This window comes from Dysgonomonas massiliensis (assembly GCF_900240225.1).
Lineage (GTDB): Bacteria > Bacteroidota > Bacteroidia > Bacteroidales > Dysgonomonadaceae > Dysgonomonas > Dysgonomonas massiliensis.
The window spans coordinates 107,750-121,250 of sequence record NZ_OEPV01000008.1; the positions used below are offsets into that span (position 1 = coordinate 107,750).

Here is a 13,501-nt window from a genome sequence, read left to right on the forward strand (position 1 = left end):
GCCCTCTATATCATGAGGGCTTTTTTTGTAGAGATATTTAACATCACATCAGCATTATGAATTTGGTAAATAGATGATATTTTGAAAAATAATCTAACTTTGTTTAATCTAAGCATAAACAAATAATCAGAAACAAAAACTATAATTACATGAAAAAAGGATTAAAAATTGGTGGTATAGTAATTGGCATTATCATCCTTCTGATGATATTTATACCAATCTTCTTCAAAGGGAAAATAAAAGATATCGTTATCAAAACAGCAAATGAGATGCTGGATGCCAATGTCGAAATTGCTGACTTTGGATTAAATTTGTTTTCAAATTTCCCTAATGCTACACTCTCATTAGATGGTGTTACAATTAGCGGAGCAAATGAGTTTGAGGGAGATACCCTTCTTCAGGCCAAGTCACTGAGTGCAACTATTAATTTAGCTAGCTTATTCGGAGACAATTACAAAATATCCAAAATTAATCTGGATAATACTTCGCTCTTCGCACATGTTCTGGAAAACGGACATGCAAACTGGGACATAATGAAAGAAGACTCAACTAACATCGAGAAAGAAGATGAAAGTTCTTCCTCTCCTTTCAATTTGAATCTACAATCAATATCCATTGAAAATTCAAACATCGTTTTTCAGAACGATTCAACTAATATGAAAGTTATCCTTACTGGATGGAACGGCAATATTTCAGGAGATTTCTCTGCAAGCGAAACAACTATCAAAACGAAGTCTGTTATTGATCAGATTACTTTTGCAATGGGCGGCATACCATATTTAAACAAAGTGAAAGGAAGTACTGATGCTGAAATAAATGCCAATTTTGACAATATGAAATTTACGTTTACAAAGAGCAGCCTAAAATTGAATGATCTAGCCGCGTCCATAGATGGTTTTGTCGCATTGCTAGGCAAAGAATATGACAGCTATGATATGGATTTAAAACTGAATGCTCCAGATGTTAAATTTAAAGAAGTTCTATCTCTTGTTCCAGCTATGTATACAGCTGATTTTAAAGGGGTGAAAGCCGATGGAACAGCTTCACTAGATGCTTGGATAAAAGGTTTGATGCAAGGCGAAACATATCCAGCATTTAATCTTGCACTTAAAGTGAAAGATGGTATGTTCCAATATCCAGATCTACCGAAATCTGTAAACAATATTAATATCGATGCATTAGTCACAAAAGAAAAGCAAGGATCACTCGATGATATGGTTGCTAACATAGAGAAGTTCTCTTTCAATCTTGGGGGAAATCCTTTCAGTGGATCATTAAAGGTTAGTAATATTGTCCGAGATATGTATATCAATGCACAAGCTTTTGGAAAATTAGATTTAGGTATGATAAAGGATGTTTATCCATTTGAAAAAGGTACTGAATTGAATGGTAAACTTGATGCAGACTTTGCTATTGCAACAGCAATGTCATATATAGAAAAAGAACAATTTGATAAAGTTTCAGCAAAAGGTCATCTTAAGTTAAATAACATGATCTACAAATCAGAAACGCTACCTGATGTAAATATCAATCAAGCTGCACTAGAATTCACTCCACGTTATGTAAATCTACCTGTGATGGATATGAAGATAGGTGTAAATGATTTATCTGCTAATGGTAAGCTCGAAAACTTTATAGCTTATGCTTTCAAAGATCAAACTCTGAAAGGCCAATTAAACTTGAAATCAAACTATTTTAATTTAAATGACTTTATGAGCGGTGATGATAGCGATACTGCAGTTGCAGATACAACAACTATATCTTCTGGAGACATTATTATTCCCAAAAACTTAGATCTTGCATTGAATGCTAATTTCGCTAAAGTTGTTTATGAAAAGATCAATATTACGAACCTGAATGGAGCGATGAGCGTAAAAAATGGTATTTTATCGCTTACCAATGTTAGTGGAAACGCACTGGGTGGAAATGCCAAACTAACCGGTTCTTACGACACTTCTGATCCTAAAGATGCTAAAGTTGATTTTGCCATGAATTTATCTAATGTATCATTTGCTGAAACATTTAAATCAGTCGAAGCGATACAAAAGATAGCTCCTATATTTGACAACCTACTTGGTACTTATTCTATGAACCTGAACTTTAAGACTAAGTTTGGTAACTCGATAATGGAGACCTTACAAGCTTTGACTGCAAATGGAGGTTTAAATACAAACAATCTTAAAATAGAAAATGTTGGTGTACTTAATGCACTAGCAACAACATTGAAAGACGAAAGTTTAAAGTCAATCTCAACCAAAGATCTAAATATACCATTCTCTATCGAAAATGGACAAATAACTACTAAGCCTTTCACAGTCAATATTGGTAATGGTGGTTCTATGAAATTAGAAGGTAAAACAGGCCTAGATCAATCAATCAATTATTCAGGAACTGTAACTTTACCTAAATCGCTCAAGAACGACTATTTGAATAATGTACCTCTTACAATTGGTGGAACTTTCACCAATCCAAAAATCAATATCGACATGAAGAGTGCTGTAACAGATGCTGTAAGTAATGTTGCTGATAAACTTTTAGGAGGCAAATTATCAGAAGGAGATAATTCTAAGGTTAGTTCAGCTGTATCAACATTAACAGACAAGAAAGTACAAGCTCAAAAATTGAGAGAAGAAGCACAAAACGCATCGGACAAACTTGTAAAAACAGCTGAAGAACAAGCAGCCAAATTAGTAGAAAAAGCTGGAGATAATGTCTTAGCAGCAGCGGCAGCAAAAGTTTCAGCTAAGAAGCTTGTAGAGGAAGCAAAGAAACAAGGCCAGAAATTGATAGATGAAGCAGATAAAAAAGCTAAAGCTTTAGAGGAAGCTGCAAATTAAACAAACAACTAGGTTAAATAGAGAAACAGGGTAAGTTTATTCTTATCCTGTTTTTTTATTCATGGAACAGGATCATAACCATGCCCTCCCCATGGGTTACAACGTAAAATACGTTTTAATGCTAACCAAAATCCTTTAAATGGGCCATGTTTCTTAATTGCTTCAACTGCATATTGCGAACATGTAGGCGTAAATCTGCAAGCAGGAGGAAACATTGGTGATATGCAATATTTGTAGAAATAGATTGGTATCAACAAAATATAGGATAATATTTTCTTAATGTATTTCATTGTATTGTGTTAGTCCTCTCGGTAAGTACGCGAGCTACTTTCTTCATTGCCTTGTCAAATTCTTCGAATGATAAAATAGTTGAGTCAAGATATACAAAGGCTATATCGATATGGAGTCTTTCTCGCAGAACAATCGGCACAAGTATATCCTTATTCAATCGATATGCTTCTCGCGTCAAGCGCTTCACTCTATTGCGTTTTACCGCTCTTTTAAATTTCTTCTTAGAGACACTCACTAGTACCGAAATACTTGGAGCTTCTTCATCCGAAGTTGGTTTACATGCAAATACTACTCTAAGAGGATATGCTATGAATGAACTACCTTTCAAGAATAGTTCATCTATTACACTTTGCGAACATAGCTTTTCAGCTTTACCAAATGTTTTATTTATTTCTAAATTCATTCTCGATACGAGTTTCGCTAACAAAGATAATTCTTTTTCATCAAAACAGATATTTTTAAAATAAAGACTGCTCGTATTAGGATTTTTACAATTAATTTATATATTTGTCTTATAGAATCGAAATATATCTATTTTTTCGAAATTATTATATTAACATAAAACTTAAACAAAATGGCGGAAAACGATGTAAATGACACAATAAACAACGTATCAGATAAACTATCTCCAAAAGAAGTGAAACCTCAATCGAAAGCCCTTATGCTAGTAATCTGTTGGTTCCTTGGAGGATTTGGAGTTCACCGTTATTTGATGGGATATAAAAATTGGTGGCTAATGCTGATTACTCTCGGAGGCTGCGGTCTGTGGGTTTTATACGATTTTATCATGATTCTATTAGATAAGATGAAAATGGCCGATGGCACTGACCTTACTTAAGATAATTAAGTAAAATCATATTTTCTGAATTAATTAATTTTTTGAAAAGAGGATTTCACAATCCTCTTTTTTGCATAATGATGAAAAAGGAATTTAAGTATATAATCAAATATCTTCGAGAGAATATTATACTAACCTTAATATTCTGTTATTTCATTATATCAGTAATACTTAATTCACTAAATATAATAGATATAACCATTCCATGCTTATGGACATCAATATTTGGATACGAATGTCCAGGCTGTGGATTTACCACAGCTTGCCAAAAGGCGATTCATCTAGATTTTGCCGGAGCATTCGAAAGCAACAAATTATTCTTCATTATAGCCCCAGCTTTTTTGTATTACATAATCAAAGATTATCTTACATTCCGTAAAAAGCAATTGACTTAAGTTATATCTGATTTATCATATCCAACATCTGAAGCATGGCTCTATTTGAAGCCCTCACAATATTTGATTCTCTATAAAATCCGACCTGATATCTACGAGTTAAAACATCTCCTTTGCAATAAGTGCTAATCCAAACTGTACCGACAGGCAACTCTTTGCTACCACCATCCGGACCAGCTATACCCGTAATCGCAATAGCACAATCAACATTCATCTTCTTCTGTAAGCCTAGAACCATTTCTTCGGCAGTCTCTTTGCTTACTACACCAAACTGAACAATAGTTTCGGACGACACACCTAACGAATGAACTTTGACCTCGCTAGCATAAGAAACAACAGAACCGATGAAATATGCAGAGGAGCCGGCAATAGAAGTAATCATATGAGCAATATTTCCACCCGTACAACTTTCGGCCGTTCCAATAGTAAGATTATTTGCTTTAAGATGTTCTCCCAAAATCTGCTCTAACGGGATATCTCTGTCTGCAATAATAGCACTTCCTATAATTTCCTCAAGTAGTCGAACTTGCGAGTCAAACTCTCGTTGATACTGATCACCCCTGACAAATAAACGTAGTTTCATAACAGCTAATGACGGCAAATAAGCTAATCCAAAGCCTTCTGGAAGGTTATTTTCAAAATCAGCCAATTTCATAGCTAAAGCGGATTCTGTATATCCGCCAACAATGAATATTTTCTTCAGATATATCTCGATATTTTCACTTTTCTGAAAACGAGGCAATATCTCGTTTTCCATAACGTAACGCATCTCGTAAGGAACTCCTGGCATCGAGATTAAGATTTTACCATCTTCTTTTTCGAACCACGTAATTGGAGCAGTTCCTACCCGATTCTGAATAACTATGCAATCTTTGGGAATATAGGCCTGATCTCTTGTCAGCGGATTCAGCATATCAGGCGTAGCCAATACTTTTTTGATATTATCAAGCACTTCGTAATCGAAGATCAATTCAGTATCGAAGAGTTCACATAGCGTTTTCTTGGTTATATCATCTTTTGTTGGTCCCAGTCCACCAGTTGTCAGAATAATATCTACACGTGTGAACATCGATATTATTGTATTTTTTATCTGATTGGCATTATCGCCTATCGACACCTTCTCAACAACCTCGAATCCAGCGTCTGTCATTTTCTGCGAGATCCATGCTGTATTAGTATCTATAATCTGACCGATCAGGATCTCGTCTCCTATTGTAATTACACCAACTTTCATATTATTCTATTCTCATAAAAAATAACAAAAGTAACACATTACTACACTTTTTTATTACTTCTATTTTTTATCATTTTTTCTACGAAAAGGGGTGAACTCCACAACGAAAGCTCACCCGCAATTCTATACTAAAGATAAAGATATCTTTATTTAGTTACTTCATCAATCAAATAAAAAATCGATTTAAAGTTGATATCGCTATATTCACTCATACCAATCTCGCAAGTGCGGCTTGTTGAATAACCTTCGGTACAACCATGAGGTATTTGCTCTGCTAGATGACGCTGCCCGTGCTTGTTCAATTCAGGGAATGTAAATCCTCTATCTCCAGCAAATCCACAGCAGTTAGACTCTACAATCTTAACCTCTTCCGAACACATTTCAGCCAATTTCAACAAGTTCCCTTCCATACCTATTTTTTTAGCTGAACAGACTGGAAAAACGGTTACAACTTTACGTTTATTCTTAACCTCGAGTTTAGGCATAACCTCAGTTAGCATAAATTCGATAGGGTCGTAAATCCGTATATCTTTATTCGTATTAGCTTCGAAGAAAGTATAAAAACATGGACTCATATCGAAAAGAATAGGATATTTACCACCTTCCGACGCTTTCAGTAATGCTTCTTCCAGTTCTTTCGATTTCTTAGCACCTTCTTCCTTATAGCCTTTACTACTAAATGCCATACCACAGCATAAACTATTCAGTTTATCAGGATATATAATTGTATATCCGGCTCTCATCAGTAATTCCTCTGTCTTACGGGTTAATTCTACTTCATCTTTCGCATAATCTTTCGATTTACCCATCGTACGATTTATACATGAAGGAAAATAGACTACTTTATTTTCTTGACCTTCATTAACTACTTGGTAATTTATTCGATGAGCACCTTTAGGCATATACTTATTCCATCTCGGAATTCTATCGCCCGAAATAGATCGCATACCACTAGCTATACCACCCATCAACGAATCGCCTAATATCGATTGGAAAAGATTCACAAGATTTAGTGTCGATCTACCCGCTGATGTAACATCGGCCATATGATCCCCGATATAAGCTGCACGTTTCTTCCATGTTTCAGTAGCCTCAGTATGTCTTATATCTTTAACCAGTTTTCCTGTATCTATCTTGACCGGACAAGCTAATCCACACAGACCATCCGTAGCACATGTTTCGTTTAAAAAGTACTTCGAATCATGTACCATTTGCTCAAGTCTTTTAGTATCTTCGCCAAGAGCTTTCAGACGAGATATTTCACGTAGAATAACAATTCGGTGTCGGGGTGATAATGTAAGTCCTTCAGCCACACAATTTGGTTCACAGAATCCGCATTCCATACATTTATCTACCAATTCGTGCGCAGGTGGCGATGGCTTTAGATTTTCAAGGTGAATTCTTGGATTTTCATTTATTATAACTCCAGGATTGATCAACTTATTCGGGTCGAATATATTTTTGATGCGAAGCATGATTTTATATGCAGCTTCCCCCCACTCTTTCTCTACATACGGTGCCATATTACGTCCCGTACCATGTTCTGCTTTCAGTGAGCCATCGAACTGATTGACAACAATATCACTGATTCCATCCATAAGCTTTGAATAACGTTCGACTTCTTCTTTTGTAGAAAAGTCCTGAGAGAAGTTCAAGTGTAGGTTTCCATCCAAAGCATGTCCGAATAATACAGCATCATGATATTCCAATTCTTTAAATAAAGCCTTTAGAGCAACGCAAGCCTCGGCCAAACGAGGCACAGGGAATGCGACATCTTCGATAAGACAAGTTGTACCCGTCTTTCTCAAGCCTCCGACAGAAGACAAGATCCCTTTACGCGCTTTCCAATTGAAAGCATACTCTTTCGGATCAGAAGTAAATTTGAACGGCTGAATGGTAGGAGTCGATTCAACAGCTTTTCTGACAGCTACCTCTTTCTGATCGATCGTCTCTTTATCATTAGCTTGAATCTCAACAAGGAGTACACAAGCTGTATCTGGTAATGTTTTGAAATAAGCTGGAGCTTGAGGATCATCCTCTACTGAGCGGATACAATCTCTATCCATTAATTCAACCGCCGAAACCGGACTTTCTTTCAAGGCTGGTACTACCGAACAAGCTTTCTCTACTGTATCGAAAATCATTAGCGTACAAGCTTTGTATTTCTCATCAACAACTGTATGATATGTCAAATTTGAGATAAAGGCCAATGTTCCTTCTGCTCCAATCATTAGATGTTTGATGATATCAAATGGATCATCATAATCAACAAGAGCATTAATACTGTACCCTGTTGTATTTTTTATTTTGAACTTTTTCTTTATACGCTCATGTAGTACATTATCTGCTTTTATATCGTCCCGTAATTGCTCAATTTCTCTTATAATTTCAGGATGTTTTTCTTTGAATTCTTTCTTACTATTTTCATCTGCTGTATCAAGTACCGTTCCATCATAAAGAACTATACGTATATCTGCTATTGTCTGGTACGAATTCTCAGCAGTACCGCAACACATACCACTTGCATTGTTCGAAGCAATACCTCCGATCATTGCAGCATTTATTGATGCCGGATCGGGACCAATTTTCCGTCCGTAGGGAGCTAAATGAACATTTGCTCTGGCTCCAACTATTCCGGGTTGAAGACGAATTTTTAATCCATCTTCAAGAATAGAATACTTCTTCCATTGATGTGTTGCCACCATTAACACCGAATCGCTTATAGCCTGCCCCGACAAGCTAGTTCCTGCTGCACGATAGGTAACAGGAATATTCAACTTTCCCGTCAGTCTTATAACTTCAATAGCTTCTTCTTCATTATGAACTTGAACTACTATTTTGGGGATTAATCTGTAAAAGCTGGCATCTGTTCCATAAGCCAGCAATTGCAAGGGGTTAGTGATAATACGTTTCGGATCGATTTTCTTTGAAAGTTCATCTTTCAAGAGTTGATAGTCTTTAGGCAACATGGTATCTGTGTGTTTTTAGTTTATAACAATAGTATACAATGACTAGATAATAATCTCCTTGCAAGTTATAAAACATATTTCATAAACGTGCCCTAAAATTAAATCCTTTTCATTGAAATTTAATAAAATAACATCTAAAGGCTACAACAGTATCCTAGTTATTGGACAGAAACAATCCAATATATTGAATGAACAAAAGATAGTAAAATCAAAAAAATAGAATATTAATAGTCTTAGAAACCAGTAACGAGAAGCTTTTTAGCAGCCTTCAATGAGCATTTCTGATACTTAGCGTAAGCTGCAGCTGCACTTGTTCGAACTGCTTCATCATCTCCGTCGGCCAGATATGTTTTCAATGCAGCGTGTAAAGGATAAGCTTCCGCAGCCATCAGATGAGTAGACCAAACCAAAGGATTTGCTCCACTTTCTTCGATGAATTTACGGAAATACTGACGGCTAGCGCATGCAAAGATCATAACCTGACGAGTAACTCCATCTTTATTTTTTGTACTGCCAGTCAGTTTAAAGTCCATCAGCCCGTTATGACCGACATAGGATAAAACTTCAGAATTACCGAATATACCGATTTTTTTCCCGTCTACTGTTAGTGAATCTTTCTTTACACCAGAACACGAATTTAGTAGATCTAATGTTGCTTGTTTGATGTAGCGCCCATTATATGCATCAGCGACTAAATAATAATCTTTTATTTTATGCTTAAATATAATTCGCTCAAGGCGTACACTATCTACTTTATAATGTGAAACTTCCTGCCAATCGGCACTTTTCTTAAAATAAGTGCGAACACCATATCCACATCCCCAATATAAATTCGAGTTTGGATCTTGTCCATTTCCTATTCCTGCAGGAACTTTAACTATACCTTGGTATTTATTATCGCACAATGCAACCATCACATGAATGGTCTTCGATTTCTGTGCAATAACCGGAAGAAATGCAAGAAAACATATATATAATGTTATAAAATATAGTCTCTTTTGCATCCTGAAATAAATTTGATTTACATATAACGCTGTGCTAATTCATAAACCTGCTTAGCAGATTTTTCCCACGAATAGAGTTTTATTTGTTCCAATCCCTTTAATCGTAATTCTTGTTGCAGTTCTTGATCTTTAGCTAATAAATCAATTTTAGCAATGATATCTTTCGGATCAAAAGGATCTACATACAAAGCAGCATCGCCACTGACCTCACGCAAAGCTGGAATATCCGCAGCAATGGCAGGACAGCCATATGTCATCGATTCTAATGGAGGCAATCCAAAACCTTCATAAAACGATGGATAGATAGACATTGTCGCATTCTGATACATTTTTTGCAGTGCATCATCATCAATATAACCAGGAAGAACAATATTTTCGTCCATCAAACGCTCCATATCCGGCGTATTGAATGCCTTAAATCGCATTCCTATGATGTATAGTTTCAATGATTTATCTTCGCGCATCTTGAAAGCTTCGGCAAGCTTAACAAAGTTTTTACGCGGATCCATCGACGAAACTGCTATTATATAACGCTCATCGGTATCTGGTGTGTAGTTAAGGATCTCTTCTCGCGATGGTTTCGTATGAAATGGAACATTACTATGTACTACATGTATCTTTCGGGGATCGAGACCAAACACATCAACGATCTCTGATTTAGAAAATTCACTTACAGTCAATATTGCATGAGCCTTACGACTGATTCGCGGTATCATATAGTGATAATAGCGATAATAATTCTTCGAAAACCATTCCGGATAACGTTCGTGAGAGACATCGTGTATAGTTGTAATCTGATTATCATAGTTCAGAGGGCCACATCCAGTAAAACTGATCAACAAAGGGTTACCGATCTTTTTCAGGTAATGAGGCAGCGATATCTGTTCCCACAAATGGGTTTTCAATGATCCGCATTCAACCGTTTTGAATTTGAATTTATAATCAGGATTTATCTCTTTAGGTATTGCTACATGAAAATCAACTCCCATTTCATGAAGCTTATTACATATTTCGAATGCATAGCGATGCACTCCTGTAGCTTTCTGGGTCAAATATCTTCCGTTTACAACAAACATATATCTACACTTAAGTCGTAATTATTATTTCTTTCTCCAAGTTTCAAGGCCTTTCTTTGTGAAAGCATAAGGCTGAATTCGTCCATGATTCAGCTTTTCCAAAGCTTCAATCACAGCAAATTTAGTATTATCCGGACAATAGAAAAATACATAACCTCCACCGCCAGCTCCCGATATCTTACCACCCGTAGCACCTGCGTTATAAGCAGCATTATACAATTCTTCAAAAAAAGGTGTTGTTATACCTTCTGCCATTTCTTTTTTATGAGTCCATCCTCTGTGTAAGATTTCTCCTATTTCATCGAGATTATTTTTCAGAATAGCTTCTTTCAATTCGGTTGCCTGCTTCTTGATCTGATGCATAGCCTCGATAGACTTTTGTTTCTGATCTTTTACATTCTTTTGCTGTTTCTCGATGATATCGCCCGAATCACGACTCGAATTCGTATAGTACAACAAAAGGTTATTCGACAGTTCGTTCATCACATCATTGCGAATACGCAAAGGATTAACGATTACTTTATCATCGGCATAAAACTCCATAAAATTGAATCCACCAAATGCGGCAGCATACTGATCTTGTTTCCCTCCGGCTTGTTTCAGATCTACACGCTCTATCTGATATGCCAAATAGGCTAAATCATATTCACCCAACGGCAATGACAACCATTCGGCATATGCTCCTAAAATAGCTACAGCCAATGTAGATGAAGTTCCTAAACCCGAACCAAATGGAACATCCAAAGCGCAGGTTAACGTAAATGATAATGGCTCATTACTATAATCACGTATGACACGATTGTAAATACCTTTAAACAAATTTGTCTTATCGTGAGTAATTGGTAATTCCATCGCTGAATCGAAGATATATTCTTCATTCGTCTGAGGGATACGAAATACGATCTTATTATCATCACGAGGTTCTATATTTGCATATGCATATAAATTGATCGTGGCATTCAATATCGATCCTCCATATATATCTGAATATGGAGAAACATCTGTTCCCCCACCTGCTAATCCTAATCTGAAAGGTGCTTTACTGCGTATTATCATAGCCTCTTATTTTTTATCGAATAAAGCACTTTCTACTATTTCGCAAATAATATGTCCTATCGTTATGTGCGACTCCTGAATTCGTGGTGTATCGGTCGATGGTACACATAGGCATATGTCCGATATATTTTTCAATTCACCTCCACTTTCGCCAGTCATTGCGACTGTTTTTATACCTAATTCGCGAGCTTTTCGGGCAGCTTCGATTATGTTTTTCGAATTACCCGATGTCGATAAACCGATCAGTACATCACCTTCACGACCTATACCTTGAAGCAATCTTGCATAAATGACATCGAATGAATAATCATTACCCACTGCTGTCAAGAATGATGTATTACCATGCAATGCATCCGCCGATAAAGGAGGGCGATCAAAGTAAAAACGTCCTGATAACTCGGCCGCTAAATGTTGTGCATCTGCTGCACTCCCTCCATTACCACAGAAATAGACTGATTTTCCTGCTTTAAATTGCTCTATAATCAAGTTAGCTGTATCATTAATCTGCTTCAGAAGAATCGAATCCTCTATAATTCGTTTCTTTGTATCGGCAGACTCTTGTAGTCGTTGTCGGATTATATCCATAAATTTTGATGTTGTGATCTAGATTTATACAAAAATAAATAGATTTTAGAATTAGCATCTATCTATTGTCATTTTTTAGAGTTTGTTTTGTTTATCAACCTCTTCGAATATAGTTTTATAATTGTTTGTCATTTGGGCAAAGGTGAATTTTTCGAGATAAGTCTTTCTTGCAGCTTCCCCCATTTCTTTTTCTCGTGTTTCGTCCTCTAGAATATAATTTATCTTACTAGTGAAGTCTTCGACTGTGTTATCTACAACAAAACCGTTATATCCATCAACTATTTCCGGTATACCACATACATTTGAAGCTATAATCGGTTTACTGAAAGATATAGCTTCAAGTAACGAAATAGGCAAACCTTCATAATTTGTAGGTAGAATAAATACATTAGCATACTTAAGATAAACATAAGCAGCATGTGATTCACCCATACAATATACATTCTCTGGCAAATTTGGCATCGTGTCTTTATTCCCTATCCACACAAATGCAAATTGAGGCATTGACTTTGCTATTTCGACAAACAGATCAAACCTTTTCTGATGTGAAATTCTGGCAATGCACATTACTATTTTAGGATAGCTACTTTTGATCCGCTCCAATTCTTTAGCTAACTGATCATTATTTGTTGGTACTTTATCGCTATTATCTTCTACTCCGTTGTAGACTAATTTAATATCATTATTAATACCTTCCTCAGTCATACAACGAATATCATACTTGCATATCCCTACAAATTTGGCCACACGATTACCTAGAACTTTCTCTATAATCATAAATTTAGGGAAAGCTTTTCGAACGGAATCAAAACCATGCATTGTATACACAATCGTACTTTTACGAAATGCTATACGCCCTAATGTTCCCATTTTAGATGAATGCAAATGAACAATATCTGGGCGATATTTGAAACGATAATAAAAGAGTTTTACCAAAGTAATCAAGTCAGCAGGTGAAATACTTTTTCGGTGCTTATTTAATCTAATTCTTTTAAAATTATTTCCAAGCTTACTCCATGCCTCTCCTTCACCTCCATATAAAACAAAGACTTCATGATCTTTGCTGAAGTTTTTAATAAGGTCGGCAACAATAGTTTGTGCTCCACCATATTCAGAAGCAGTTATGACTTGAAATATCTTCATTCAGTTTGTTTTGTTCTGCGATTGTAAAGTTTATTACGAGACAAAGATATATAATTATTTATGTTTTGCGCAG

12 protein-coding genes are annotated in these 13,501 nt (G+C 35.9%); 3 read left to right on the plus strand and 9 right to left on the minus strand.

From position 1 onward, the window contains the following. Positions 1 to 149: 149 nt before the first annotated feature. Positions 150 to 2,837: an AsmA family protein gene (locus tag C1A06_RS09585; protein WP_101690043.1), complete on the plus strand. Its 2,688-nt coding sequence runs from the start codon at positions 150 to 152 to the stop codon at positions 2,835 to 2,837. A 59-nt stretch (positions 2,838 to 2,896) separates the two neighbouring features. Here the strand turns inward: C1A06_RS09585 and yidD are convergent, their stop codons facing one another. Further along, positions 2,897 to 3,118, minus strand: a complete 222-nt coding sequence (gene yidD, locus C1A06_RS09590) for a membrane protein insertion efficiency factor YidD (protein ID WP_101690141.1) — start codon at positions 3,116 to 3,118, stop codon at positions 2,897 to 2,899. 5 nt (positions 3,119 to 3,123) lie between these two features. After that, a complete protein-coding gene (gene rnpA, locus C1A06_RS09595; protein WP_101690044.1) occupies positions 3,124 to 3,531 on the minus strand; it encodes a ribonuclease P protein component in 408 nt (135 codons plus the stop codon). A gap of 171 nt (positions 3,532 to 3,702) precedes the next feature. Here rnpA and C1A06_RS09600 point away from each other — a divergent pair, with 171 nt between their 5' ends. Both C1A06_RS09600 and C1A06_RS09605 read left to right on the plus strand, forming a co-directional pair. Continuing rightward, entirely contained in the window at positions 3,703 to 3,966 is a 264-nt protein-coding gene (locus C1A06_RS09600; protein ID WP_101690045.1) for a TM2 domain-containing protein, read from the plus strand. An 80-nt stretch (positions 3,967 to 4,046) separates the two neighbouring features. Next, positions 4,047 to 4,361 (plus strand): DUF2752 domain-containing protein, encoded by a 315-nt coding sequence (locus tag C1A06_RS09605; RefSeq protein ID WP_159461400.1) that lies wholly within the window; start codon positions 4,047 to 4,049, stop codon positions 4,359 to 4,361. 1 nt (position 4,362) lies between these two features. On the opposite strand, the gene C1A06_RS09610 is transcribed toward C1A06_RS09605, so the two are convergent. The 7 genes from C1A06_RS09610 to C1A06_RS09640 form a co-directional block, all read right to left on the minus strand. Then, positions 4,363 to 5,595 (minus strand): CinA family nicotinamide mononucleotide deamidase-related protein, encoded by a 1,233-nt coding sequence (locus C1A06_RS09610; RefSeq protein ID WP_101690047.1) that lies wholly within the window; start codon positions 5,593 to 5,595, stop codon positions 4,363 to 4,365. A 146-nt stretch (positions 5,596 to 5,741) separates the two neighbouring features. Then, on the minus strand, positions 5,742 to 8,564 hold the full coding sequence (locus C1A06_RS09615) for an FAD-binding and (Fe-S)-binding domain-containing protein (RefSeq protein ID WP_101690048.1): 2,823 nt from the start codon (positions 8,562 to 8,564) through the stop codon (positions 5,742 to 5,744). A gap of 233 nt (positions 8,565 to 8,797) precedes the next feature. Then, the gene (locus C1A06_RS09620) at positions 8,798 to 9,568 is read right to left on the minus strand and encodes a hypothetical protein (RefSeq protein WP_101690049.1); all 771 of its coding nucleotides are present in this window, start codon (positions 9,566 to 9,568) and stop codon (positions 8,798 to 8,800) included. A gap of 17 nt (positions 9,569 to 9,585) precedes the next feature. Further along, positions 9,586 to 10,644: a glycosyltransferase family 4 protein gene (locus C1A06_RS09625; RefSeq protein WP_101690050.1), complete on the minus strand. Its 1,059-nt coding sequence runs from the start codon at positions 10,642 to 10,644 to the stop codon at positions 9,586 to 9,588. 24 nt (positions 10,645 to 10,668) lie between these two features. Continuing rightward, positions 10,669 to 11,700, minus strand: a complete 1,032-nt coding sequence (locus tag C1A06_RS09630) for a GHMP family kinase ATP-binding protein (RefSeq protein ID WP_101690051.1) — start codon at positions 11,698 to 11,700, stop codon at positions 10,669 to 10,671. A 6-nt stretch (positions 11,701 to 11,706) separates the two neighbouring features. Next, positions 11,707 to 12,285: a D-sedoheptulose-7-phosphate isomerase gene (locus C1A06_RS09635; RefSeq protein ID WP_101690052.1), complete on the minus strand. Its 579-nt coding sequence runs from the start codon at positions 12,283 to 12,285 to the stop codon at positions 11,707 to 11,709. Positions 12,286 to 12,360: 75 nt separating this feature from the next. Continuing rightward, positions 12,361 to 13,428: a glycosyltransferase gene (locus C1A06_RS09640; protein WP_101690053.1), complete on the minus strand. Its 1,068-nt coding sequence runs from the start codon at positions 13,426 to 13,428 to the stop codon at positions 12,361 to 12,363. Positions 13,429 to 13,501 lie beyond the last annotated feature (73 nt).

Bases quoted from the DNA above. Each gene is read 5' to 3' on its own strand.
- C1A06_RS09585 (WP_101690043.1), top strand. From the start codon at position 150: ATGAAAAAAGGATTAAAAATTGGTGGTATAGTAATTGGCATTATCATC.
- rnpA (WP_101690044.1), bottom strand. From the start codon at position 3,531: ATGAATTTAGAAATAAATAAAACATTTGGTAAAGCTGAAAAGCTATGT.
- C1A06_RS09600 (WP_101690045.1), top strand. From the start codon at position 3,703: ATGGCGGAAAACGATGTAAATGACACAATAAACAACGTATCAGATAAA.
- C1A06_RS09605 (WP_159461400.1), top strand. From the start codon at position 4,047: ATGAAAAAGGAATTTAAGTATATAATCAAATATCTTCGAGAGAATATT.
- C1A06_RS09610 (WP_101690047.1), bottom strand. From the start codon at position 5,595: ATGAAAGTTGGTGTAATTACAATAGGAGACGAGATCCTGATCGGTCAG.
- C1A06_RS09615 (WP_101690048.1), bottom strand. From the start codon at position 8,564: ATGTTGCCTAAAGACTATCAACTCTTGAAAGATGAACTTTCAAAGAAA.
- C1A06_RS09620 (WP_101690049.1), bottom strand. From the start codon at position 9,568: ATGCAAAAGAGACTATATTTTATAACATTATATATATGTTTTCTTGCA.
- C1A06_RS09625 (WP_101690050.1), bottom strand. From the start codon at position 10,644: ATGTTTGTTGTAAACGGAAGATATTTGACCCAGAAAGCTACAGGAGTG.
- C1A06_RS09630 (WP_101690051.1), bottom strand. From the start codon at position 11,700: ATGATAATACGCAGTAAAGCACCTTTCAGATTAGGATTAGCAGGTGGG.
- C1A06_RS09635 (WP_101690052.1), bottom strand. From the start codon at position 12,285: ATGGATATAATCCGACAACGACTACAAGAGTCTGCCGATACAAAGAAA.
- C1A06_RS09640 (WP_101690053.1), bottom strand. From the start codon at position 13,428: ATGAAGATATTTCAAGTCATAACTGCTTCTGAATATGGTGGAGCACAA.